This is a genomic window from Streptomyces sp. NPDC051987 (genome assembly GCF_040680735.1).
Classification (GTDB): domain Bacteria; phylum Actinomycetota; class Actinomycetes; order Streptomycetales; family Streptomycetaceae; genus Streptomyces.
On the sequence record NZ_JBFAXI010000014.1, the window covers coordinates 85,216 to 109,109 of the forward strand.

Consider the following 23,894-nt stretch of genomic DNA (forward strand, 5'->3'; position numbering starts at 1 on the left):
GCGCTGTTCACCCGTCCACACGAAGGAGCCCACCCCCGGTGCCACGCAGCAACACGCGCCCCACGAGCCGCGACGTCGCCCAGGCCGCCGGCGTCTCCCAGGCCGCCGTGTCGCTCGTACTCGGCGACAAATGGCACGGCCGCGTCTCCGCAACCACCGCCGAACGCGTCCGCGCAGCCGCCCGCGACCTCGGCTACCGCCCCAACCTCGCCGCCCGCAACCTCCGCCTCGGCCGCACCCGCACCGTCCTCCTCGTCGTCCCCGCCCTCACCACCGAATTCTTCGCGGGCGTCTACACCGGCGCCGCCCGCATCGCCGCCACCCACGGCTTCGGCGTCGTCCTCTACCCCTCCCCCGAAGGCATCGGCCCCGCCCGCAACCCCTTCGCCTCCGCCCAGGCCGCCCTCGACGGCGTCATCGCCTCCTCCATGGCCGCCGACGCCCTCACCGCCATCCGCGGCGACCAGCTCCCCCTCGTCATGCTCGACAGCGACCCCCACGGCAGCCTCGGCGCCGCCACCGTCAACCTCGACATCGCCGACGGCGTACGCCAGGTCGCCGACCACCTCCTCGGCCTCGGCCACCGCCACTTCCTGCACCTCGCCGCCGACGTCGCCTCCTGGACCTTCGACGTACGCGCACGCCAACTCGCCACCCGCACCGCAACCGTCCCCGGCACCTCCGTGCGCACCGTCCACGCCCCCATCTCCATCGAAGGCGCCCAGGCCGCCACCGAAGCCGCCCTCGCCACCCCCGGCCCCCGCCCCACCGCCCTCGTCTGCGACGACGACAAACTCGCCGCCGGCGCCTACAAGGCCCTGCGCCGCCACGGCCTGCGCATCCCCGACGACATCTCCGTCACCGGCCTCGACGACCTCGCCCTCGCCACCGCCATCGACCCCGAACTCACCACCGTCCGCCTCGACGCCGAACTCTTCGGCGAACGCGGCATGCACGCCCTCCTCGACGTCCTCGACGGCCGCGAACCCGAAGCCGGGGACATCCCCGTCCACCTGGTCGTCCGCGGCTCCACCGCACCCCCACCACGGCCCTGACCCCACGAACACACCCACGCCCCGCCCGGAAACTCCCGGACGGGGCGCAGAGCGATCGAAGTGAGAGCGGGACTACTCCACGTCCCCGCCGGACTCCTCCGCCTCCTCGGCCTCGGCAGCCGTCGCCGCACCGCCCGCCTCCAGCAACCGCCCCAGCTGCGGACCCACGATCCGCTTGAACTTCCGCTGCTGCGGACGCGTACGATCCAGCACCGCCACCTCCAGCCGCTCCGCCGGAATCTCCCGCTGCGTACCGTTCGACTCCCGCGACAGCGCCGTCACAGCCAGCTTCAGAGCCTCCGCGAGAGTCATCCCCTCACGGTGCTCACGGTCCAGGTAGGAACTGATCTGCTCCGCGTTGCCACCGACCGCCACCGAACCGTGCTCATCCACGATCGAACCATCGTGCGGCAACCGATAGATCTGATCACCCTCCGGAACCACCCCCACCTCGGCGACCACCAGCTCCACCTCGTACGGCTTCTCCGCCGCCGACGAGAAGATCGTGCCCAACGTCTGCGCATACACGTTCGCCAGACCACGCGCCGTCACATCGTCACGGTCATAGGTGTAACCCCGCAGATCCGCGTAGCGCACGCCACCGATCCGCAGGTTCTCGTACTCGTTGTACTTACCGGCGGCCGCGAAACCGATCCGGTCATAGATCTCGCTGAACTTGTGCAGCGCACGGGACGGGTTCTCACCGACGAACACGATGCCGTCGGCGTACTGGAGCACAACCAGGCTACGGCCACGCGCGATGCCCTTCCGGGCATACTCGGCACGGTCCGCCATCGCCTGCTGAGGTGAGACATAGAACGGCGTCGACACCGGTATCCGTCCCCTTCCTTAGGGTTCCGTCGAAGTCACAGGGATCACCTTGATAAGAACGCCCCGGCGCCTACAGCAGCGCCGCGCGCGGACCGTCCGGCTCCTCCAGGCGGCGCGCCAGCACCGCACGCGACAGCTCGGACGCCTCGTCCTCGGTGAGCCGGCGGAAACCGTCCTCGGTGATCACCGTGATGATCGGGTAGATCCGGCGGGCGACATCCGGACCACCGGTCGCGGAGTCGTCGTCGGCCGCGTCGTACAGAGCCTGCACCACCAGAGTGGTCGCCTGCTCCTCGGACAGGTCGTCACGGAACAGCTTCTTCATCGCACCCCGCGCGAAGACCGAGCCCGAACCGGTCGCGGCGAAATTGTGCTCCTCGGAACGGCCACCCGTCACGTCGTACGAGAAGATCCGCCCCTTCGCCCGGTCCACGTCGAACCCGGCGAACAACGGCACCACGGCCAGCCCCTGCATCGCCATGCCGAGATTCGACCGGATCATCGTCGACAGCCGGTTCGCCTTGCCCTCCAGCGACAGCTGGGCACCCTCGACCTTCTCGAAGTGCTCCAGCTCCAGCTGGAAGAGCTTCACCATCTCCACGGCGAGACCGGCGGTGCCGGCGATACCGACGGCCGAGTACTCGTCCGCCGGGAACACCTTCTCGATGTCCCGCTGCGCGATCACGTTGCCCATCGTGGCCCGGCGGTCACCGGCGAGCACCACGCCGCCGGGGAAGGTCACCGCCACGATCGTCGTCCCGTGCGGCGCCTCGATCACCCCCTGCGTGGGCGGCAACTGCCGCCTGCCGGGCAGCAGCTCCGGCTGGTGCTCACCGAGAAAGTCCATGAACGAAGAGGACCCAGGCGTCAGGAAGGCAGCTGGTAGACGCCCGGTGCTACGAGTGTTGGCTTCCACGGAGTTCCTTCCAGGTAGGCGGCTGCCCGACGAACAGCGTCGGGATCGTCTCCCAACTTGCCGATGGCCGAATTGCAGTTGAAGCACAGTACGCCACGGACCCTACCCGTCTCGTGGCAGTGATCCACATGTACGGGGGAAGCTTTCAAGCAGATCACGCAGACACCCATCTGCGAGGCGATCATGGCATCCCGCTCGGCTTCTGTGAGACCGTAGCTGCGCTTCAGATGCCCGGCACGCCCCTTCGCCGCTCGACAGTCCTTGCAGCTGGTAGAGAGGCCGTCGGAAGCTGTGGCATTCCGATGCCACTCACTGTGCGGCTTGATCTGCTTGCAGCTTCGGCAGTACTTGTGTCCGTCCGGTGTGTCCACACGCGGCCGCACGTTCTTTCCCTTGGCCAGCTGACGGGCCTGGTGGTACTCAGCCCAGCATTCCCGGCAGTAGGCCTGAAGCCCGTCACGGGCGCTCTTGTTACGGGCGAACGCTGCTCGCGGCTTGGGCTCCCCGCACCGCGAACAGCGCTTAGCGCTTTCTTGGATCTCCACCGTGCGACGCCCCCGAATCCTTCGATTCGAAGGCTATTCGCCACCCTTCTGAACGAAACTTCGAACGAAGTCCTCTGCATTCTCCTCGAGGACATCGTCAATCTCGTCAAGAACCGAGTCGACGTCGTCGCTCAGCTTCTCGTGCCGTTCCTTGAGGTCCTCGGAGCCCTGCGACTCTGCCGCCTGCTCCTCGACCTCCTCGGTGGAGTGCGTCGCCTTCTGCTGTCCGCCGCCGGTGTCCTTGGTTGCCATGACACTCACCCCGCTCAGTTCGCCCGACATGGGTCGACAGGTCGGCTTTCCTGCCGATCGGTGATGATCAGACCCTACAAGCCGGGTCCGACATCGGCCCCGCAGTTTCTCCAACCTACGGGGGCCACCTCGATGATTCCCGGGCGGCGGGGTTTTGACCCCGGCCGCCCGGTGTGCTCCGGGTACCCGCTCAGCCGCCGGAGAGGACCCTGACCAGGTCTTCTGCGGTGCGGCAGCGGTCCAGGAGCTCCTTGACGTGATTTCGCGTTCCGCGTAGCGGTTCCAGGGTTGGGACGCGCTGGAGGCTGTCGCGGCCGGGGAGGTCGAAGATGACCGAGTCCCAGCTGGCCGCGGCGACGTCGTCGGCGTACTGCTCCAGGCAGCGGCCGCGGAAGTAGGCGCGGGTGTCCTCGGGCGGGTTCGTACGGGCCCGCTCGACGTCGGCCTCGGTCAGGAGCCGCTTGATGCGGCCGCGGGCCGTCAGGCGGTTGTACAGGCCCTTCTCGGCCCGCACGTCGGCGTACTGGAGGTCGAGGAGGTGGAGCTTGGCGGCGTCCCAGTCGAGGTCGTCGCGGCGGCGGTAGCCCTCCATGAGCTCCAGTTTGGCGACCCAGTCGAGTTCTCCGGCCAGACTCATGGGGTCGCGTTCGAGGCGGTTGAGGGTGTCCTCCCAGCGGGTGAGGACGTCCTTGGTCTGGTCGTCGGCGTCGGCGCCGTAGCGCTCCTCCACGTATTTGCGCGAGAGCTCGTAGTACTCCATCTGGAGCTGGACGGCGGTGAGGGTGCGTCCGCTGCGGAGGGTGACGAGGCGCTTGAGGCTGGGGTCGTGGGAGACCTGGTGGAGGGTGCGTACGGGCTGGTCGACGGCGAGGTCGACGGCGATGAAGCCGTCCTCGATCATGGAGAGGACGAGGGCGGTGGTGCCCAGTTTGAGGTAGGTGGAGGTCTCGGAGAGGTTCGCGTCGCCGATGATCACGTGGAGGCGGCGGTATTTCTCCGCGTCGGCGTGGGGTTCGTCGCGGGTGTTGATGATGGGCCGCTTGAGCGTGGTCTCCAGGCCGACCTCGACCTCGAAGTAGTCGGCGCGCTGGCTGAGCTGGAAGCCGTGTTCGTGGCCGTCCTGGCCGATGCCGACGCGGCCGGCGCCGGTGACGACCTGGCGGGAGACGAAGAAGGGGGTGAGGTGGCGCACGATGTCGGAGAAGGGGGTTTCCCGCTTCATCAGGTAGTTCTCGTGCGTGCCGTAGCTGGCGCCCTTGTTGTCGGTGTTGTTCTTGTAGAGGTGGATGGGCTGGGCGCCGGGGAGTGCGGCGGCTCGTTCGGCGGCTTCGGCCATGATGCGTTCGCCGGCTTTGTCCCAGAGGACGGCGTCGCGGGGGTTGGTGACCTCGGGGGCGCTGTACTCGGGGTGTGCGTGGTCGACGTAGAGGCGTGCGCCGTTGGTGAGGATCACGTTGGCGAGGCCGATGTCCTCGTCGGTGAGCTGGCTGGCGTCGGCGGCCTCGCGGGCGAGGTCGAAGCCTCGGGCGTCCCGTAGGGGGTTCTCCTCCTCGAAGTCCCAGCGGGCCCGGCGGGCCCGGTGCATCGCCGCCGCGTAGGCGTTGACGATCTGGGACGAGGTGAGCATGGCATTGGCGTTGGGGTGGCCGGGGACGGAGATTCCGTACTCCGTCTCGATGCCCATTACTCGCCGTACGGTCATGCGGCCCTCCTTGCCCGGCGGAGCCCTCGGTCGTGGGCTGCGCTCGCGTACCGCTGGCGCTCCGGTGCGTGTGCGGTGCCCGTCCCCGCACTGCGCGACTCGGCGGTAGGAACGAGCCTAGAACGCCGCCGCGCTGGTGGGGAGATCATTTGCGTCATTGCCTTGCTCGCCTCGGTTCCGGTCTCGGCCGGAAAAACAGTCGGCTGCGGGTACCCGGTGTGGGCACCCGCAGCCGCCCTGTGTTTTACAGGTACTGTCCGGTGTTGGCCACCGTGTCGATGGAGCGTCCGGTGTCCGCGCCCTGCTTTCCGGTGATGAGGGTACGGATGTAGACGATCCGTTCGCCCTTCTTTCCGGAGATTCGGGCCCAGTCGTCGGGGTTGGTGGTGTTGGGGAGGTCTTCGTTCTCCTTGAACTCGTCCACGCAGGCCTGGAGGAGGTGGGAGACGCGGAGGCCCTTCTGGTTGTGGTCGAGGAAGTCCTTGATCGCCATTTTCTTGGCGCGTCCGACGATGTTCTCGATCATGGCGCCGGAGTTGAAGTCCTTGAAGTAGAGGACTTCCTTGTCGCCGTTGGCGTAGGTGACTTCCAGGAAGCGGTTTTCCTCGGATTCGGCGTACATGTGTTCCACTGCCGTCTGGATCATGCTTTCGACGGTGGTGGCCTTGCTGCCGCCGTGTTCTCCGAGGTCGTCGGCGTGGAGCGGGAGGCGTTCGGTGAGGTACTTGCCGAAGATGTCCTTGGCTGCCTCGGCGTCGGGACGCTCGATCTTGATCTTCACGTCGAGCCGGCCGGGGCGGAGGATGGCGGGGTCGATCATGTCCTCGCGGTTGGAGGCGCCGATGACGACCACGTTCTGCAGGCCTTCGACACCGTCGATCTCGGCGAGCAGCTGGGGGACGATGGTGTTCTCCACGTCCGAGCTGACGCCGGAGCCGCGGGTGCGGAAGAGGGATTCCATCTCGTCGAAGAAGACGATGACGGGGGTGCCCTCGCTGGCCTTCTCCCGGGCACGCTGGAAGACGAGGCGGATCTGCCGCTCGGTCTCGCCGACGTACTTGTTCAGGAGTTCGGGGCCCTTGATGTTGAGGAAGAAGCTCTTGCCGGCGGCCTGGCCGGTGACTTCGGCGACCTTTTTGGCCAGCGAGTTGGCGACGGCCTTGGCGATGAGTGTCTTGCCGCATCCGGGGGGTCCGTAGAGCAGGACGCCCTTGGGCGGGCGCAGTTCGTGCTCCTTGAACAGGTCCGGGTAGAGGTAGGGGAGCTCGACGGCGTCGCGGATGGCCTCGATCTGGCCGCCGAGTCCGCCGATCTGTTCGTAGCCGATGTCGGGGACTTCTTCGAGGACGAGTTCTTCGACCTCGCTCTTGGGGACGATCTCGTAGACGTAGCCGGAGCGGGGTTCGAGCAGCAGGGCGTCGCCGGGGCGGATGTTCACGTCCAGCAGTGGCTCGGCGAGCCGTACCACCCGCTCCTCGTCGGTGTGCCCCAGTACGAGGGCGCGCTCGCCGTCCTCAAGGATCTCCTTGAGGGTGACGATGTCGCCGACGCGCTCGAATTCCATGGCCTCGACCACGTTGAGCGCTTCGTTGAGCATGACTTCCTGGCCGCGCCTGAGGTCGTCCAGGTCGACGCTCGGGCTGACGTTCACCCGGAGTTTGCGGCCGCCGGTGAAGATGTCGGCGGTGCCGTCCTCGTTCGCCGTGAGGAAGACGCCGAAGCCGGCCGGCGGCTGTGCGAGTCGGTCGACTTCTTCCTTGAGGGCCACGATCTGGTCGCGGGCCTCGCGGAGGGTGTTCGCGAGTCGCTCGTTCTGGGCGGACACGCCGGCCAGGTTCGTCTGCAGCTCGACGATCCGCTCTTCGAGAATCCTCGTGTGTCGCGGAGAGTCGGCGAGCTTGCGTCGCAGGACGGCGATCTCCTGCTCAAGATAGGCGATCTGCTCGGACGGGTCGTCGGACCCCCGTCCCGGGCGGATGCCGCGGTTCATGTCGTCGTCGTGGGCTGCCACGGTCCTCACCTCCTCCAAGGGGAGCTGGACGCTTCCAGACCCTACCTGGGTGGGTGTCGATTGAAACCCCTAGATCACAAAGACTGTCAAGGTGTGTCGTCGGTCACCCATTGCGTTCTCCCTCGTGCCGGGTGGATACCCACTCAACGCGATTCGGAAGCGGCGTGTTCCAGGCCCGGAGTGGTCAAAACCCTTCGTGACTGACCGGAGTTGTCCGCTCCAGTGTCGGTTCAGGGGTTGTGCCCCGGTGGCGGGTTTCTTACACAGAGCGACCGGTCGGGTGGGGCGGGTGAGGGTGGAAGCGGGTCGCGGGTTGGCTCAAGTCGATCGGTCCGGTGGCCGAGCGCCGCCGTACCGCGCGGTGGGACGCGCCGTGCGCGCGGGCCCGCGGCGGCCCAGGGGGTGCGCCGGGAGGATGCGCGGGCGGCTGGGGGGCGGGGGTAGGGTCGAGGGCGTTCAGCATCCGCCGGGGCGGGATCGGGTGACCCCCGGGTCCCGCGGGCCGGCGCTTTCGACGGCAGGAGAGATGACCGTGCAGCAGGAGGCCCTGGCCGGCGGTGAGGCGCTGGAGGTCTGGATCGACCAGGATCTGTGTACGGGGGACGGGATCTGCGCCCAGTACGCCCCGGAGGTGTTCGAGCTGGACATCGACGGCCTGGCCTATGTGAAGGGCGCGGACGACGAGCTGCTCCAGGCGGCGGGTGCGACGGCGCCGGTGCCGTTGCCGCTGCTCACGGATGTGGTGGACTCGGCGCGGGAGTGTCCGGGCGAGTGCATCCATGTGCGCCGGGTCGCGGACCGGGTCGAGGTGTACGGGCCGGACGCGGGGTGACTTTCCGGCCACTGTGCGCGACGCCGACGGCGGTGTCGGCGGCGGGCGGTGAGAGCGGGGCCGGCCGTCAGACGCTGTGGCTGGCGGCCGGGGTGGAGCGGACGAACGCGTGGCCGTTCCACTGCCACTTGGCGGTGGACTTCAGGTCCGGGCAGCAACTGGGCACATTGTCCGATGAATAGCCGAGCAGGGTGGCGGTGACCGTTTTCCCGGTGACGGCGAAGTCGGTCACGGTGAACCGGTCCTTGGGGTCGACGAGGGTGGCGACGACGCGGGGGCTGGTGGCGTCGGCAGCCTGGGTGAGGACGTAGACGCCGTCGGGCGGGGTGCCCATGGCCGAGTCGCAGTGGACCACCGCCACGGTTTCCGGTCTGCCGTCGCCGTCGAGGTCGCCGGTGGCCTTCTTGACGACCAGCTCCTTCACGGGGCCGCAGTCGAGGGGGAAGTCCACGCCGGTGGTGCTGGGCGGCGCGGCGGCCGCGGGTGCGGTCTTCGTGCCGGTTGCGGCGGCGGGCTGGGCGGCTTTGGCCGAGCCCGGCTGGAAGAGGGACGACAGAGCGACCACGCCGGCCACGGCGGCGGCGGTGGCGAGCCAGTGCATGGGGCGGGTGTCGGTGTGAGCGAGCTCCGGGACCACGGATTGCTGCACTAGGAGTGTCTCCTGTGAGGCCTGTGCCGGTGGGGGGGTGGCCTGCATCGTGCCACACGTCACAGTGGGTGGGAACGGCGGGGGTGGGCTTTCCTGAGCGGGTGGGGTACCCGGCCCGGTCGACGGGTGTCTGCGGTGCCCGAGGGGGGCGGTGCTGGTGTCCGCGGCGGCTCACGGGCCGGCTTCCGGGCGGGCTTCAACGGGTGAGCGCCGCGGTCGAGTTCCGGCGGGTCCGGGGAACTCGGCCGCGGCGCTCGTGCGTTGACGCGGTGGGGACGGGCTCAGCGGCCGGCGCCGCCGTCGGCGTTGGGGCCGTCGTAGTCCTCGCCGTAGGCGCCCTTGGCGGGGCGGCGGCGGCGCATGGGCGGCTCGACGCCGTCGGCGAGGCGGCGGGCGGTGAGCAGGAAGCCGGTGTGGCCGATCATGCGGTGGTCGGGGCGGACGGCGAGGCCTTCCACGTGCCAGTTGCGGATCATCGTCTCCCAGGAGGTCGGCTCGTTGAAGCAGCCGATCTCGCGGATGGACTCGACGGTCCGGGCGAGCTGGGTGGTGGTGGCCACGTAGCAGCAGAGGATGCCGCCGGGGACGAGCGCCTTGGAGACGGCCTCCAGGCATTCCCAGGGGGCGAGCATGTCGAGGATGACCCGGTCGACGTCGGTGTCGGAGAGGTTGTCCTGGAGGTCGCCGACGGTGAGCTGCCAAGCGGGGTGCGGGCCGCCGAAGTAGCGCTCGACGTTCTGCTGGGCGATCTCGGCGAAGTCCGGGCGGCGCTCGTAGCTGTGGAGCATGCCCTGGTCGCCGATGGCGCGCAGCAGGAAGCTGCTGAGCGAGCCGGAGCCGACGCCGGCCTCGACGACGCGGGCGCCGGGGAAGATGTCGGCGAAGGAGAGGATCTGCCCCGCGTCCTTGGGGTAGACGACGGCTGCCCCGCGGGGCATGGACAGGACGTAGTCGGGGAGCAGGGGGCGCAGCGCGAGGTAGGCGACGTTGCCGGTGGTGCGGACAACGCTGCCCTCGGGAGCGCCGATCAGTTCGTCGTGCGGGAAGGAGCCCTTGTGGGTGTGGAAGTTCTTCCCGGCTTCGAGCGTGAACGTGTAGTGGCGGCCCTTGGGGTCGGTCAGCTGTACCTGGTCCCCGACCTTGAAGGGCCCGCGCCTGCGGGCGGCACCGGTCGGTTCGGACATGTGAACACCCTACCGGTTCCCTGCGGGAGGCCTGACCGGCCTGACCGACAGGGGGGCGAGGCGTTTCCATGCCGGGGCGTCGTCAGGCCGGCCTGGCCATTGCTCTGACGAAGGCGCGTTCCACGTCCGCCGCGGACAGCACGCCGTAGATCTCGCCGGTCTCCTCGACGACCAGGTATTCGGTGGCGGGGGTGGCGCGCAGGACGTCCAGGAGGTCCTCGCCCGCCAGCTCCGCGGAGACGCGCATTCCGTCGGTGAGGTCCTGGGCGAGGCCGCTGACGGCGACCCAGGGGCGGCGGTGCTCGGGTACGCCCACGATCGCGGCCTCGCGGACGAGGGAGAGGGGGGTGCCGTCGGCGTCGACGACGACCAGGGCACGGGCGCCGGCGGCGTTGGCGCGGCGCAGGGCTTCGGAAAGCGGGGTGTCGGTCTCGACCGGGACGGCGCGGCGGGTGAGGGTGCGGGCGCGCAGCTCGGGGAGGTGTTCGCGGAGCCGGGCCATGCGCAGGCTGTTGCCGGCGCCGGTCCAGATGATCGCGGCGAGGATGGCGGCGAGCAGGGCGTCGGTGACGGCGTCCATGCCGCTGCTGTCGTCGGTGCCGCCGCCGAAGGCGCCCCAGTGGTTGAGGAGCGGGAGGCCGATGAGGACGGAGACGGCGAGGGCGCGGCCGACCCAGGCGGCGGCGATGGTGCCGCTCATGGGTTTGCCGGTGATCTTCCAGACGACGGCGCGGAGCATCCGGCCGCCGTCGAGGGGCAGGCCGGGCAGGAGGTTGAAGGCGGCGACGATGAGGTTGGAGACCATCAGGCCGGCCAGCAGGACGCCGGGGACGGTGCCGGGTCGGACGGGCTGCATGGCGAGGTAGAAGAGGCCGGACAGGACGAGGGAGAGCAGCGGGCCGACGAAGGCCAGCACGAACTCGCGTCCGGGGGTCTCGGCTTCCTTCTCGATCTCGGAGACGCCGCCGAAGAACTGGAGCTGGATGCGGCGGACGGGGAGTTCGAAGCGGATCGCGGCGACCGTGTGGGCGAGTTCGTGGACCAGGACGGAGGCGTAGAAGGCGATGGCGAAGAAGAGGGAGACGAGGTAGCGGGCGGCGCCGAGTTCGGGCAGTACGCGGTCGAGCTGGCCGCCGAAGACCCAGGTGATCAGGGCGGCGACGAGGAACCAGCTGGGGGCGACGTAGACCGGGACGCCGAAGGGCCGCCCCATGAGCAGTCCGCCTCCGGGTTCCTTGGGCCGCCGTGGCGGCTGTCCCTTGGCCATGCCGGCCGGCGCGGGGTCCGGGCGGCCGCCTTCACGGGCCGCGTCGGCGCGGGACGCGGGTTCCGGCTCGCGCTCCGGCTCCGGCTCCGGCTCCGGCTCCGGCTCCGGCTCCGGCTCCGGCTCCGGCTCCGGCGTTGCCGACGTCTCGGGGGTTGCCGGTGCCTTCGGCGTATCCGCGGTATCCGCGGTATCCGGGGTCTCCGAGGTCTGGCGGGTCTCCGGGGCCTCCGGGGTCTCCGGGGCCTCCGGGGTCTCCGGGGCCTCCGGGGTCTTCGGGGCCTCCGGGGTCTTCGGTGTGCCCGGGGCCTCGGGCGCGGGCTCCTCGGCGGGTGTCCGCTGCGCCGGTTCGGCCTGGTCGGTGGGGGCGGTGGGGCGGGGTTCGGTGGGGTCGGGGCCGCCTTCGGCGGGCCCCGGGCGGTGCTCGGTCGGGTCGGGGTTGTCCGACCGGGGCTGCCCGCTGCCGCCGCTCACGTCCACGGTGTCCCCTCGTTAGTCATGTCCGTCTCTGGTCGATGGTATGCGGCCGTCGTGGCGTGTTCCGCCCCGGCACCCCCTGGGCGGGCCGGGGGGCTCGTGGGTTGGGTGACTGTCAGTGGCGGGCCGTATGGTCTGTGGTCATGGACAGCAGCATCGAGGACGCCTCGCCGGGTCGGGACGCGGTCGTCGCACAGGGGGAAGTGCCGGTCACGGCGGCGGGGAGGGCGGCCGGGCCGCCCGCCTCGCTGTCGCCGTCGCGGGCCAGTGACTTCATGCAGTGTCCGCTGCTGTACCGGTTCCGGGTGATCGACCGGCTTCCGGAGCGGCCGAGCGAGGCGGCGACGCGGGGGACTTTGGTGCACGCGGTTCTTGAGCGGCTGTTCGACGCGCCCGCGGCGGAGCGGACGGCGCCGCGGGCCAAGTCGCTGATCCCGGGGCAGTGGGACCGGCTGCGGGAGTCCCGGCCGGAGCTCGGGGAGCTGTTCGGGGAGGATCCGCAGGGCGAGCGGCTGGCGCGCTGGCTGGGTGAGGCGGAGCAGCTCGTCGAGCGGTGGTTCACGCTCGAGGATCCGGTCAGGCTGGAGCCCGTGGAGCGGGAGCTGTTCGTGGAGACCGAGCTGGAGTCGGGGCTGCGGCTGCGCGGGATCATCGACCGGGTGGACGTGGCGCCGACGGGTGAGGTGCGGATCGTCGACTACAAGACGGGCAAGGCGCCGCGGCCTGAGTACGCCGAGGGCGCGCTGTTCCAGATGACGTTCTACGCGTTGGTGGTGTGGCGGCTGAAGAACGTGGTGCCGAGGCGGCTGCAGCTGGTGTATCTGGGCAGCGGTGACGTGGTGACGTACGACCCGGTGCTCGCCGATCTGCAGCGGGTGGAGCGCAAGCTGCTCGCGCTCTGGGAGGCGATCCGGCGGGCGACGGAGTCGGGCGAGTGGCGGCCGCGTCCGACGAAGCTGTGCGGCTGGTGCGACCACCAGGCGCACTGTCCCGAGTTCGGTGGCACTCCCCCGCCGTATCCGCTGCCGGTGAGGTCGGCGGAGTCCGGGGATGCGGCGCAGGGCAGAATGGGCGCGGACTAGCAGAAGGAGACTCATCGTGGCCATCCGCGTCCTACTGGTCGACGACCAGCCGCTGCTGCGTACCGGGTTCCGGATGATTCTGGAGGCGGAGCAGGACATCGCGGTCGTGGGCGAGGCCGGCGACGGCCTGCAGGCCCTCGACCAGGTGCGGGCGCTGCAGCCCGATGTGGTGCTGATGGACATCCGGATGCCGCGGATGGACGGTGTGGAGGCGACCCGGCAGATCACCGGTCCCGGCCGGGACGGCCCGGCGAAGGTGCTGGTGCTGACCACGTTCGATCTCGACGAGTACGTGGTGGAGGCGTTGCGCGCGGGGGCCAGCGGTTTCCTGTTGAAGGACGCCCCGGCCAATGAGCTGGTGCAGGCGATCCGGGTGGTGGCGAACGGCGAGGCGATGCTGGCGCCGAGCATCACGCGTCGGCTGCTGGACAAGTACGCGACGCATCTGCCGTCGGGTGAGGAGCCGGTGCCGGACACCCTGCACACGCTCACCGACCGTGAGGTGGAGGTGCTGAAGCTGGTGGCGCGGGGGTTGTCGAACGCGGAGATCGCCGCTGACCTGTTCGTCAGCGAGACCACGGTGAAGACGCATGTGGGGCATGTGCTGACGAAGCTGGGGCTGCGGGACCGGGTGCAGGCGGCGGTGTACGCGTACGAGAGCGGTCTGGTGCGGCCCGGCGCGCAGTAGACGGCGGGACGACGGCGCCGGGCACGCGGACGGCGCCGGGCACGCGAAGGGCGCCCCTCTCCTTGAGAGGGGCGCCCTTCGCGTGCGTGTGACCGGGCGTCAGCTGCTGGAGCCGCGGCCGAGCTCCCACAGCTGGAGGCTGGCGGAGGAGTTGATGGCGTAGGCGACGCCGGTGATGTCGTCGCGGGCGGCGACGTACTGCTTGCCCTGCCAGAGCGGCAGCACCGGGACGTCGTCGGCGACGTCGTTCTGGATCTCGGTCAGGCTGCCGGCGGCGCTGGCGCGGTCGGCCTCGCGGCGGGAATCCGGGATCAGGGTCTTGATGATCTTGTTGTTGACGTAGGGCGACTTGAGGAAGTTGTCCTTGTCGAGGAAGGGCGCGAGGAAGTTGTCGGCGTCCGGGAAGTCGGGGAACCAGCCCATGCCGTAGACGTCGTAGGCACCCTTGCGTTCGGCCGTCTGGTAGGTGTCCCAGGGGGTGCCCTGGATACTGACGTCGAACAGGCCGCTGCTGTTGAGCTGCTGCTTGAGGACCTCGAACTCCTGCTTGGTGGCCGGACCGTAGTGGTCGGTCGTGTAGTGCAGGGTCAGCTTCACCGGGGTGATGATGTTGGCCGCGGTCAGCAGGCTCTTGGCCTTGGAGACGCTGGGGTCGCCGTACTTGTTGAAGAACGAGTTGGAGTGGCCGGTGATGGAGGCCGGGACCAGCGAGTACAGCGGCTCGGCCTGGGAGCCGTACACCTTGGCGACGAGTTCGTCGCGGTTGATGACCTGGGCCATGGCCTGGCGGACGGCCTTGGACTTGACCGTCGGGGCGTCGGTGTTGAAGCCGAGGTAGCGGATCTCCAGGCCGGACATCTCCACGAGGTCGACGTTGGAGTCGTCGCCGGCGTCGAGCTTGTTGATCTGGGACGGCGACATGGTGCGGGTCATGACGTCGATGTCGCCCTTGTCGATCGCGTCGCCCATGGCGGCGGCGTCGTCGTAGGTGCGCAGGACGACCTGCTGGTTGTTCACCTTCACGCTGCCCTTGTAGTTCGGGTTCTTGGTGAAGGTGGCGGAGACGAGCTTGTCGTCCTTGACGTCGGCCTTGAAGGTGTACGGGCCGGAGCCGTCGATGGCGAAGCCGTCGCGGAGCTTGCCCTTCTCGTAGTCCTTCGGGTTCACGATGCCCGCGACCGGGGTGGACAGCTTGTACGGGAAGGTGGCGTCGGCGCTGTTGAGGTGGAAGATGATGTCGCGGTCGCCCTGGGTCTCGATGGTGTCGATGTTCGAGAGGAGGGCGGAGACACCGGTGTCGGCCTTGATGTTCAGGGCGCGCTGGATGGACCACTTGACGTCCGCGGCGGTGACGGCGCTGCCGTCGGAGAACTTCAGGCCGTCCCGCAGCTTGCAGGCGTAGCGCTCGCTGCCGCTGTCGGTGAAGGAGCAGCTCTCGGCGGCGTCGGGCACCGGGTCGCCGTCGCCCTTGGGCTGGGACATGAGGGTCTGCACGGTCTGCCGCAGGATGTTCCAGCCGCCGACGTCGTAGGAGTAGGCGGGGTCGATCGGCGCCGGGGCGTCCTTCGTGGCGGTGAACCCGTCGGTGGTGCCGACGACGATCGCGTCGCTGCTGCTGCTCCCGCTGCCGGATCCACCGCACGCGGCGAGCACGGGAGTGAGCAGGCCGACGACGGCCGGCAGCACCAAAGTCTTGCGGTTCATGCTCGAAGTTCTCCAGAGCTGATCGAGTCCGTGTATCCCGCATGCATGGGGTGTCGAAGCGGATCACGGGGGTTACGGCGATGTTCTCGCGACGAGATTAGTCCGCGTCCGCAGGAGGGTTGGCAGCGGCGCGAGTTGAGGCCCCATCACGCAGGGGAACCGGTTGTGGACGCACCGAACACCCGACAGCGGCAGGATTAGTGCAGCGTCTCCCCAATCGGGACACAAGGTCACCCCGATTCCCCCCGAACGGGGGTGGACTGCACAGTCGGCCAACGTTGTCGACTCTCCGTGCACGTGGGGAACGTCACACGGGCATTTCTGTGACGGGGTATCGGAATTCAGCCCGTCGAACACGTGCGAATTCCGTTGGTGATCAGTGCGGTGATTTCACTCAATGGACTTTGTACGCTGGGTGAACGGCTAGCGCATTTCCGTCATCAGGCCCTGCAGGAAAGCCAGGTCGACCTCTTCCAGCGAGGTCACCACAGTACGTCGCTCGGCCGGGACGATCGGCGCTACCGACGGGACGGCGACCACCTGGCAGCCGGCCGCCTCGGCGGCGGCGACTCCGGTCGCGGTGTCCTCGACGACCGCGCACCGGGCCGGATCCACGCCCAGCCCGGCGGCGGCGAGCAAGTAGGGGTCGGGGTACGGCTTGGTCCGGGAGACCTCGTCGCCGGCGATGGAGAGGGTGAAGTGCTGGGGGCCCAGCGCGGTCAGGACACGGTCGATGATGCGCCGGTGCGAGGCGGAGACCAGGGCGGTGGGGATCTGCTGCTCGTACAGCTCGGCGAGCAGCCGCTGGGCGCCGGGCATCAGCGGCAGGGCGGTGCCGATGCGCTCCTCGAAGCCGTCGTTGAGCAGCACGCTGAGCTCGGCGAGCGTGATGGCGGCGCCCGTGGCCTCGATGAGGAACCCGGCGCTGCGGGTCATGGGGCCGCCGACCACGACATGGCGCCAGGACTCGTCGAGGGCGTGGCCGAGGCGGGCGAAGGTCTCGACCTCGACGTCCCACCAGAAGCCCTCGGTGTCCACCAGGGTGCCGTCCATGTCGAGGAGCACGGCCTGGAGGGCAGAGCCTTCGGCCGTCCGGGTTCCGAGCGCGGGGACCGTGCTGGTCATCCACGTACCTCCTTGAGGGACGATCAGGCCGGTTCCCATGCGGGGAACCGGCCTGCTGTGGACCGACCAGTGTACGACTTATCCGATCAGTGTGCTCTGTGGCGCGTGTCTCGGCGCGCCGCGGGCCGCGCCGGACGCCTCAGCGTGCGTTGAAGTACTTGGCCTCCGGGTGGTGGATCACGATCGCGTCCGTGGACTGCTCGGGGTGCAGCTGGAACTCCTCGGACAGGTGGACGCCGATCCGCTCGGGCCGGAGCAGGTCGGCGATCTTGGCGCGGTCCTCCAGGTTCGGGCAGGCCCCGTAGCCGAGGGAGAAGCGGGCACCCCGGTACTTCAAGGCGAACATGTCTTCGATGTCGGCCGGGTCCTCGCCGGCGAAGCCCAGCTCGGAGCGCACGCGCGCGTGCCAGTACTCGGCGAGGGCCTCGGCGAGCTGGACGGACAGGCCGTGCAGTTCGAGGTAGTCGCGGTAGGAGTTGGCCTCGAACAGCTTCGCGGTCCGCTCGCCGATGCGGGAGCCGACGGTGACGACCTGGAGGCCGACCACGTCCGTCTCCCCCGACTCCTCCGGGCGGAAGAAGTCGGCGAGGCAGAGCCGGCGGCCGCGGCGCTGGCGGGGGAAGGTGAACCGGGTGCGCTCGTTGCCCTGGTCGTCCAGGATGATCAGGTCGTCGTCCTTGGAGACGCACCGGAAGTAGCCGTACACCACGGCCGCCTCCAGCAGGTTCTCCGTCTGGAGCTGGTCGAGGAGGCCGCGCAGCCGTGGGCGGCCCTCGGTCTCGACGAGCTCCTCGTACGTCGGCCCCTCGCCGGTGCGGGCCTGCTTGAGGCCCCACTGGCCCTTGAAGAGGGCGCCCTCGTCCAGCCAGCTGGCGTACTCCTTGAGCTGGATGCCCTTGACGACGCGGGTCTCCCAGAACGGCGGGGTGGGCACGGGGTTGTCGACGGCGACATCGGAGCGGACGTGGCCCTCCTCGGGCCGCTCCTCGACCTCGACGGCGGGGGTCTGCCGGACCCGGCGCTGCTTGAGCTCCGGCAGGACCGCGCCGGGCACGCCGCGCTTGACGCCGATGAGGGCGTCCATGAGACGCAGGCCCTCGAAGGCGTCGCGGGCGTAGCGGACCTCGCCCTCGTAGAGCTCGTGCAGGTCCTGCTCGACGTAGGCGCGGGTGAGGGCGGCGCCGCCGAGGATGACCGGGTAGGTGGCGGCGAGGCCGCGCTGGTTGAGCTCCTCCAGGTTCTCCTTCATGATCACCGTGGACTTGACGAGCAGGCCGGACATGCCGATGACGTCGGCCTTGTGCTCGTCGGCGGCCTCCAGGATCGCGGAGACGGGCTGCTTGATGCCGAGGTTGACGACGTTGTAGCCGTTGTTGGACAGGATGATGTCGACGAGGTTCTTGCCGATGTCGTGGACGTCGCCGCGCACGGTGGCGAGGACGATGGTGCCCTTGCCCTCGGCCTCCGACTTCTCCATGTGCGGTTCGAGGTGGGCGACCGCGGCCTTCATGACCTCGGCGGACTGCAGGACGAACGGCAGCTGCATCTGGCCGGAGCCGAACAGCTCGCCGACGACCTTCATGCCGTCCAGGAGGGTGTCGTTGACGATGTCCAGGGCGGGGCGGGTGCGCAGGGCCTCGTCGAGGTCGGCCTCCAGGCCGTTGCGCTCGCCGTCGATGATGCGGCGCTTGAGGCGCTCCTCCAGCGGGAGGGCGGCCAGTTCCTCGGCCTTGCCGGCCTTGAGGGACTTGGCGGTGGCGCCCTCGAACAGCTGCATGAGCTTCTGGAGCGGGTCGTAGTCCTCGGCGCGGCGGTCGTGGATGAGGTCGAGGGCGGTCTGCACCTCCTCCTCGCTGAAGCGGGCGATCGGCAGGATCTTGCTGGCGTGCACGATCGCCGAGTCCAGGCCCGCCTTGACGCATTCGTCGAGGAAGACGGAGTTCAGCAGGATGCGGGCGGCCGGGTTGAGGCCGAAGGAGATGTTGGACAGGCCCAGGGTGGTCTGGACGTCCGGGTGGCGGCGCTTGAGCTCGCGGATCGCCTCGATGGTGGCGATGCCGTCCTTGCGGGACTCCTCCTGGCCGGTACAGATGGTGAAGGTCAGGGTGTCGATGAGGATGTCCGACTCGTGGATGCCCCAGTTCCCGGTGAGGTCGTCGATCAGCCGTTCGGCGATCTCGACCTTCTTCTCGGGAGTGCGGGCCTGGCCCTCCTCGTCGATGGTGAGCGCGATCAGCGCGGCGCCGTGCTCCCGGGCGAGCCTGGTGACCTTGGCGAAGCGGGAGTCGGGGCCGTCGCCGTCCTCGTAGTTGACGGAGTTGATGACCGCGCGGCCGCCGAGCTTCTCCAGGCCGGCCCGGATGACGTCGACCTCGGTGGAGTCCAGGACGATCGGCAGGGTGGAGGCGGTGGCGAAGCGGCCGGCCAGCTCCTCCATGTCGGCGACGCCGTCACGGCCGACGTAGTCCACGCAGAGGTCCAGCATGTGGGCGCCCTCTCGGATCTGCTCGCGGGCCATCTCCACGCAGTCGTCCCAGCGGGCCTCCAGCATGGCCTCGCGGAACTTCTTGGACCCGTTGGCGTTGGTGCGCTCGCCGATGGCCAGGTAGGAGGTGTCCTGGCGGAACGGGACCGTCTGGTAGAGGGAGGCGGCGCCGGGCTCGGGGCGCGGACTGCGCTCGGGCGGGGTGACGCCGCGGACCTTCTCGACCACCTGGCGCAGATGCTCGGGGGTGGTGCCGCAGCAGCCGCCGACGAGGGAGAGGCCGTAGTCGCGGACGAAGGTCTCGTGGGCGTCGGCCAGCTCCGAGGGGGTGAGCGGGTAGCTCGCGCCGTCCTTGCCGAGGACGGGCAGGCCCGCGTTCGGCATGCAGGACAGCGCGATGCGGGAGTGCCGGGAGAGGTAGCGCAGGTGCTCGCTCATCTCGGCGGGGCCGGTGGCGCAGTTCATGCCGATCATGTCGATGCCGAGCGGCTCCAGCGCGGTCAGCGCGGCGCCGATCTCGGAGCCGAGCAGCATGGTGCCGGTGGTCTCCACGGTGACGGAGACGATGATCGGGACGTCCAGGCCGGCGGTCTCGCGGGCACGGTGGGCCCCGATGACGGCCGCCTTGGTCTGGAGCAGGTCCTGGGTGGTCTCCACGATCAGCGCGTCCGCACCGCCCGCGATCAGGCCCTCGGCGTTCTGCTGGAAGGCGTCACGGATCGTGGTGTACCCGACGTGGCCGAGAGTGGGCAGCTTGGTACCGGGGCCGATGGAGCCCAGGACCCAGCGCTGGCGGCCGTCGCGGGCGGTGAAGTCGTCGGCGGTCTCCCGGGCGATGCGGGCGCCCGCCTCGGACAGTTCGAAGACCCGCTCGGGGATGTCGTACTCGGCCATCGCCGCGTAGTTGGCGCCGAAGGTGTTGGTCTCGACGCAGTCCACGCCCACCGAGAAGTAGGCCTCGTGGACCGAACGCACGATGTCCGGGCGGGTGAGGTTGAGGATCTCGTTGCAGCCTTCCAGATCCTGGAAGTCCTCCAGGGTCGGGTCCTGGGCCTGGAGCATGGTGCCCATGGCTCCGTCGGCGACCACCACGCGTGTGGCGAGCGCCTCCCGGAGGGCGGACACACGGGTCCGGCTGTCGGTGGAAGGGGACGGCGGCGACGAGGCCATGAAGGGCTCCCTTGGATGCGACGGCTGTCGGCTATGCGGTTTCTCCGGGCGGACCCGGCGGTGGACGCACGGCGCCAGCCTAACCGGGAGTGGGCTTGGATGGGCAGGGCGTCCATGTGGCGGACGAGTGAGCCGTGGGCCGGGCAGTATGACGCCGGCCATGGCGTTTCGGCCGCTCAGCGGTCAGGGTGCGGGGCGCGGGAGTGTGGCCGGGTGCCCAAGGGCGGGCCACACGTGAAGTAACGGATGTCGACGGACCATTAGCGGGGAGTCGACATGGACCGGTAGTGTTCGACATTGCCGAACGACGGTTACGGCGTCGTGACGGTGAGGGTCACCGGGGACGGAGGCAGAACGGCGATGGCACGGAACATCCAGTCGCTCGAACGGGCGGCCGCGATGCTGCGGCTGCTCGCGGGCGGCGAGCGACGGCTCGGCCTGTCGGACATCGCCTCGTCACTGGGTCTCGCCAAGGGCACCGCCCACGGCATCCTGCGCACCCTCCAGCAGGAGGGATTCGTCGAGCAGGACGACGTCTCGGGGCGCTACCAGCTGGGCGCGGAGCTGCTCCGGCTGGGCACCACCTACCTCGACATCCACGAGCTGCGGGCGCGGGCGCTGGTGTGGACGGACGACCTGGCCCGCTCCAGCGGGGAGAGCGTGTACCTGGGCGTGCTCCACCAGCAGGGCGTGCTGATCGTGCACCACGTCTTCCGGCCCGACGACAGCCGGCAGGTGCTGGAGATCGGCGCCATGCAGCCGCTGCACTCGACGGCGCTGGGCAAGGTGCTCTCGGCCTACGACCCGGTGGCGCACAGCGAGGCCCTGGAGGCCGACCGCAAACCCTTCACCGACCGCACCACCTGCGATCTGGACGCCTTCGAGCACATCCTCGACATCACCAGGGCGCGCGGATACGCGGCCGACGTGGAGGAGACCTGGGAGGGCGTGGCCTCGGTCGCCGCCCCGATCCACGACCGGCGCCGTATGCCGGTGGGCGCGGTGGGCATCACGGGCGCGGTGGAACGGCTCTGCAGGGACGGGGAGTTGCGGCCCGACCTGATAGCGGCGGTGCGGGACTGCGCCCGCGCGGTCTCGCGGGACCTGGGCGCGGGCCGCTTCTGAGCGCGCGCCGCTGATCGACGGCCGGGGCCGGTTCGCGTGTCGGCGGACCGGCCTCGGTCGTACCCTGAGATGGACATAACAGGGCAAAGGTGCAGATCAGTGCAGTTTTCACTGGACACCCGGCGGACGGCCAGGCCGATCGACGACTCATGGCGATCAATAACGATCGCGCTTTCGATAACAGAACTCTTGACGTGCGCGTAACGCCGGAGCAAGACTCCCGTCCATCGGTCGGCATTGTCGAACACCTACCGGCAATACGCGCTAGAGTGTGACAACGCCAAAGGCCGACATCGCTCTCACCCCCGAGGGCGCCAACACCCCGACGGGACTCGGGGTTCGGCTTCCCTGGACGAAGGACAAAGGAGTCGCGGGTGTCCAGCTCCGACATCTTCATCGGCGAGACCATCGGTACCGCCATACTCATCCTGCTCGGCGGTGGCGTCTGCGCCGCCGTCACGCTCAAGGCCTCCAAGGCCCGTAACGCCGGCTGGCTCGCCATCGCCTTCGGTTGGGGCTTCGCCGTCCTGACGGCCGTCTACATCTCCGGACCGCTGTCCGGTGCCCACCTCAACCCTGCCGTCACCGTCGCGCTCGCCATCAAGAACAGCGACTGGAGCAACGTCCCGGTCTACTTCGCCGGACAGCTGCTCGGCGCGATGATCGGCGCGAGCCTGGTGTGGGTGGCCTACTACGGCCAGTTCCAGGCCCACCTCACCGACAAGGAGATCGTCGGCGGTCCGGGCGCGCAGGCCACCACGGCCAAGGCCGTCGAGGCCCAGGAGCAGGGCGCAGGACCGGTGCTCGGCATCTTCTCCACCGGCCCGGAGATCCGCAACGCGGTGCAGAACCTCGCCACGGAGATCATCGGCACCGTCGTGCTGATCCTCGCGGTCCTCACCCAGGGCCTCAACGACAAGGGCAACGGACTCGGCGTGCTGGGCGGCCTGATCACCGCACTGGTGGTCGTCTCGATCGGTCTCTCCCTCGGCGGCCCGACGGGCTACGCCATCAACCCGGCCCGTGACCTCGGCCCGCGCATCGTGCACGCACTCCTCCCCCTGCCCAACAAGGGTGGTTCCGACTGGAGCTACGCCTGGATCCCGGTGGTCGGCCCGCTGATCGGCGGAGCCATAGCCGCGGGTATCTACAACGTCGCCTTCGCCTAGAGCGTCAGGCCTCCCCGAAGAAGCAGACGTAAACAGACGTACCGCCGCACACACGGACCTCTGAGGAGCACACAGTGACCGACGCCCACACCGCAGGCCCCTTCATCGCCGCGATCGACCAGGGCACCACCTCCAGCCGCTGCATCGTCTTCGACAAGGACGGCCGTATCGTCTCGGTCGACCAGAAGGAGCACGAGCAGATCTTCCCGAAGCCGGGCTGGGTCGAGCACAACGCCAACGAGATCTGGACCAACGTCCAGGAAGTCGTCGCCGGGGCCATCCAGAAGGCCGGCATCACCCGTGACGACATCAAGGCCATCGGCATCACCAACCAGCGCGAGACCACCGTGCTGTGGGACAAGAACACCGGTGAGCCCGTCCACAACGCCATCGTCTGGCAGGACACCCGCACCGACGCCCTCTGCCGCGAGCTCGGCCGCAACGTCGGCCAGGACCGCTTCCGCCGCGAGACCGGCCTCCCGCTGGCCTCGTACTTCGCCGGCCCCAAGGCCCGCTGGCTGCTCGACCACGTCGACGGCCTCAAGGAGCGCGCCGAGGCGGGCGACATCCTCTTCGGCACCATGGACACCTGGGTCATCTGGAACCTGACCGGCGGTGTCAACGGCGGCAAGCACGTCACGGACGTGACCAACGCCTCCCGCACCCTGCTCATGAACCTGCACACCACGCAGTGGGACGAGAAGATCGCCGAGTCCATCGGCGTGCCGCTGCAGATCCTCCCCGAGATCCGCTCCTCCGCCGAGGTCTACGGCGAGGTCACCGGCGGCAAGCTCGGTGACCTGCTCGGCGGCATCCCGGTCGCCTCCGCGCTCGGCGACCAGCAGGCGGCCCTGTTCGGCCAGACCTGCTTCTCCGAGGGCGAGACCAAGTCGACCTACGGCACCGGCACCTTCATGGTGATGAACACCGGCGACAAGATCATCAACTCCTACGCGGGCCTGCTGACCACGGTCGGCTACAAGATCGGCGACCAGCCGACCGTGTACGCGCTGGAGGGCTCGATCGCCGTCACCGGCTCGCTGGTGCAGTGGATGCGCGACCAGATGGGCCTGATCTCCACCGCGGCCGAGATCGAGACGCTCGCGCTCTCGGTCGAGGACAACGGCGGCGCCTACTTCGTGCCGGCCTTCTCCGGCCTGTTCGCCCCGCACTGGCGTTCCGACGCCCGCGGTGTGATCGCCGGCCTGACCCGGTACGTCACCAAGGCGCACCTGGCCCGCGCGGTCCTGGAGGCCACCGCCTGGCAGACCCGTGAGATCGCGGACGCCATGACCAAGGACTCCGGCGACGAGCTGGTGACCCTGAAGGTCGACGGTGGCATGACCGCCAACAACCTGCTGATGCAGCAGCTCGCCGACGTCCTGGACGCGCCCGTGGTGCGGCCGATGGTCGCCGAGACCACCTGCCTCGGCGCCGCCTACGCCGCCGGCCTCGCCGTCGGCTTCTGGTCCAGCACCGACGAACTGCGTGCCAACTGGCGCCGGGCCGCCGAATGGACCCCCCGCATGGACGCGGAGACCCGCGACCGTGAGTACAAGAACTGGCTCAAGGCCGTCGACCGGACCATGGGCTGGATCGACGACGAGAGCTGACGAGAGCGCGCCAGC

The 23,894-nt window shown here is 69.4% G+C and carries 19 protein-coding genes; 7 read left to right on the plus strand and 12 right to left on the minus strand.

What is annotated here, in order from left to right; genetic code table 11:
- Positions 1–38 precede the first annotated feature (38 nt).
- A complete protein-coding gene (locus AB0M11_RS10975; protein ID WP_365703708.1) occupies positions 39–1,055 on the plus strand; it encodes a LacI family DNA-binding transcriptional regulator in 1,017 nt (338 codons plus the stop codon).
- Between the two features lie 72 nt (positions 1,056–1,127).
- Here the strand turns inward: AB0M11_RS10975 and prcA are convergent, their stop codons facing one another.
- From prcA to arc, 6 genes are all read right to left on the minus strand, one after another.
- Positions 1,128–1,886 (minus strand): proteasome subunit alpha, encoded by a 759-nt coding sequence (gene prcA / locus AB0M11_RS10980; protein ID WP_365703710.1) that lies wholly within the window; start codon positions 1,884–1,886, stop codon positions 1,128–1,130.
- Between the two features lie 70 nt (positions 1,887–1,956).
- Positions 1,957–2,802: a proteasome subunit beta gene (prcB, locus tag AB0M11_RS10985; RefSeq protein WP_365703712.1), complete on the minus strand. Its 846-nt coding sequence runs from the start codon at positions 2,800–2,802 to the stop codon at positions 1,957–1,959.
- A complete protein-coding gene (locus AB0M11_RS10990) occupies positions 2,754–3,347 on the minus strand; it encodes an endonuclease VII domain-containing protein (RefSeq protein ID WP_365703714.1) in 594 nt (197 codons plus the stop codon). The genes prcB and AB0M11_RS10990 overlap by 49 nt, the downstream gene beginning before the upstream one ends.
- Before the next feature lie 33 nt (positions 3,348–3,380).
- Positions 3,381–3,599, minus strand: coding sequence for a ubiquitin-like protein Pup (locus AB0M11_RS10995; protein ID WP_234531430.1), 219 nt, complete (start codon positions 3,597–3,599; stop codon positions 3,381–3,383).
- Positions 3,600–3,789: 190 nt separating this feature from the next.
- On the minus strand, positions 3,790–5,301 hold the full coding sequence (gene dop, locus AB0M11_RS11000) for a depupylase/deamidase Dop (protein WP_365703717.1): 1,512 nt from the start codon (positions 5,299–5,301) through the stop codon (positions 3,790–3,792).
- Between the two features lie 244 nt (positions 5,302–5,545).
- Positions 5,546–7,312 carry a proteasome ATPase gene (gene arc / locus AB0M11_RS11005; protein WP_365703719.1) on the minus strand — a complete coding sequence of 589 codons (1,767 nt, stop codon included), beginning with the start codon at positions 7,310–7,312 and terminating at the stop codon, positions 5,546–5,548.
- Between the two features lie 526 nt (positions 7,313–7,838).
- Between arc and AB0M11_RS11010 the strand changes: the two genes are divergently transcribed.
- A complete protein-coding gene (locus AB0M11_RS11010; protein WP_365703721.1) occupies positions 7,839–8,144 on the plus strand; it encodes a ferredoxin in 306 nt (101 codons plus the stop codon).
- A gap of 67 nt (positions 8,145–8,211) precedes the next feature.
- On the opposite strand, the gene AB0M11_RS11015 is transcribed toward AB0M11_RS11010, so the two are convergent.
- From AB0M11_RS11015 to AB0M11_RS11025, 3 genes are all read right to left on the minus strand, one after another.
- Positions 8,212–8,793, minus strand: a complete 582-nt coding sequence (locus AB0M11_RS11015; protein WP_365703723.1) for a hypothetical protein — start codon at positions 8,791–8,793, stop codon at positions 8,212–8,214.
- Between the two features lie 281 nt (positions 8,794–9,074).
- On the minus strand, positions 9,075–9,977 hold the full coding sequence (locus AB0M11_RS11020; RefSeq protein ID WP_365703725.1) for a tRNA (adenine-N1)-methyltransferase: 903 nt from the start codon (positions 9,975–9,977) through the stop codon (positions 9,075–9,077).
- An 82-nt stretch (positions 9,978–10,059) separates the two neighbouring features.
- Entirely contained in the window at positions 10,060–11,721 is a 1,662-nt protein-coding gene (locus tag AB0M11_RS11025; RefSeq protein WP_365703727.1) for a site-2 protease family protein, read from the minus strand.
- A gap of 140 nt (positions 11,722–11,861) precedes the next feature.
- Between AB0M11_RS11025 and AB0M11_RS11030 the strand changes: the two genes are divergently transcribed.
- Together AB0M11_RS11030 and AB0M11_RS11035 are read left to right on the plus strand one after the other, a co-directional pair.
- Entirely contained in the window at positions 11,862–12,800 is a 939-nt protein-coding gene (locus AB0M11_RS11030) for a RecB family exonuclease (protein WP_365703729.1), read from the plus strand.
- Positions 12,801–12,816: 16 nt separating this feature from the next.
- Positions 12,817–13,488 (plus strand): response regulator transcription factor, encoded by a 672-nt coding sequence (locus AB0M11_RS11035; RefSeq protein ID WP_030608351.1) that lies wholly within the window; start codon positions 12,817–12,819, stop codon positions 13,486–13,488.
- Between the two features lie 99 nt (positions 13,489–13,587).
- Here the strand turns inward: AB0M11_RS11035 and AB0M11_RS11040 are convergent, their stop codons facing one another.
- The 3 genes from AB0M11_RS11040 to metH form a co-directional block, all read right to left on the minus strand.
- A complete protein-coding gene (locus AB0M11_RS11040) occupies positions 13,588–15,192 on the minus strand; it encodes an ABC transporter substrate-binding protein (RefSeq protein WP_365703731.1) in 1,605 nt (534 codons plus the stop codon).
- Between the two features lie 423 nt (positions 15,193–15,615).
- The gene (locus AB0M11_RS11045; RefSeq protein ID WP_365703733.1) at positions 15,616–16,317 is read right to left on the minus strand and encodes an HAD family phosphatase; all 702 of its coding nucleotides are present in this window, start codon (positions 16,315–16,317) and stop codon (positions 15,616–15,618) included.
- Positions 16,318–16,456: 139 nt separating this feature from the next.
- Positions 16,457–19,972, minus strand: a complete 3,516-nt coding sequence (gene metH, locus AB0M11_RS11050) for a methionine synthase (RefSeq protein WP_365703735.1) — start codon at positions 19,970–19,972, stop codon at positions 16,457–16,459.
- Positions 19,973–20,332: 360 nt separating this feature from the next.
- Between metH and AB0M11_RS11055 the strand changes: the two genes are divergently transcribed.
- From AB0M11_RS11055 to glpK, 3 genes are all read left to right on the plus strand, one after another.
- On the plus strand, positions 20,333–21,097 hold the full coding sequence (locus AB0M11_RS11055; protein ID WP_365703737.1) for an IclR family transcriptional regulator: 765 nt from the start codon (positions 20,333–20,335) through the stop codon (positions 21,095–21,097).
- Between the two features lie 374 nt (positions 21,098–21,471).
- On the plus strand, positions 21,472–22,266 hold the full coding sequence (locus AB0M11_RS11060; protein WP_365703739.1) for an MIP/aquaporin family protein: 795 nt from the start codon (positions 21,472–21,474) through the stop codon (positions 22,264–22,266).
- Between the two features lie 74 nt (positions 22,267–22,340).
- Complete coding sequence (gene glpK, locus AB0M11_RS11065) at positions 22,341–23,879, plus strand: glycerol kinase GlpK (RefSeq protein ID WP_365703741.1); 1,539 nt, start codon at positions 22,341–22,343, stop codon at positions 23,877–23,879.
- Positions 23,880–23,894 lie beyond the last annotated feature (15 nt).

Bases quoted from the DNA above. Each gene is read 5' to 3' on its own strand.
- dop (WP_365703717.1), bottom strand. From the start codon at position 5,301: ATGACCGTACGGCGAGTAATGGGCATCGAGACGGAGTACGGAATCTCC.
- AB0M11_RS11040 (WP_365703731.1), bottom strand. From the start codon at position 15,192: ATGAACCGCAAGACTTTGGTGCTGCCGGCCGTCGTCGGCCTGCTCACT.
- AB0M11_RS11045 (WP_365703733.1), bottom strand. From the start codon at position 16,317: ATGACCAGCACGGTCCCCGCGCTCGGAACCCGGACGGCCGAAGGCTCT.
- AB0M11_RS11030 (WP_365703729.1), top strand. From the start codon at position 11,862: ATGGACAGCAGCATCGAGGACGCCTCGCCGGGTCGGGACGCGGTCGTC.
- metH (WP_365703735.1), bottom strand. From the start codon at position 19,972: ATGGCCTCGTCGCCGCCGTCCCCTTCCACCGACAGCCGGACCCGTGTG.
- AB0M11_RS10995 (WP_234531430.1), bottom strand. From the start codon at position 3,599: ATGGCAACCAAGGACACCGGCGGCGGACAGCAGAAGGCGACGCACTCC.
- AB0M11_RS11020 (WP_365703725.1), bottom strand. From the start codon at position 9,977: ATGTCCGAACCGACCGGTGCCGCCCGCAGGCGCGGGCCCTTCAAGGTC.
- AB0M11_RS11055 (WP_365703737.1), top strand. From the start codon at position 20,333: ATGGCACGGAACATCCAGTCGCTCGAACGGGCGGCCGCGATGCTGCGG.
- AB0M11_RS11010 (WP_365703721.1), top strand. From the start codon at position 7,839: ATGACCGTGCAGCAGGAGGCCCTGGCCGGCGGTGAGGCGCTGGAGGTC.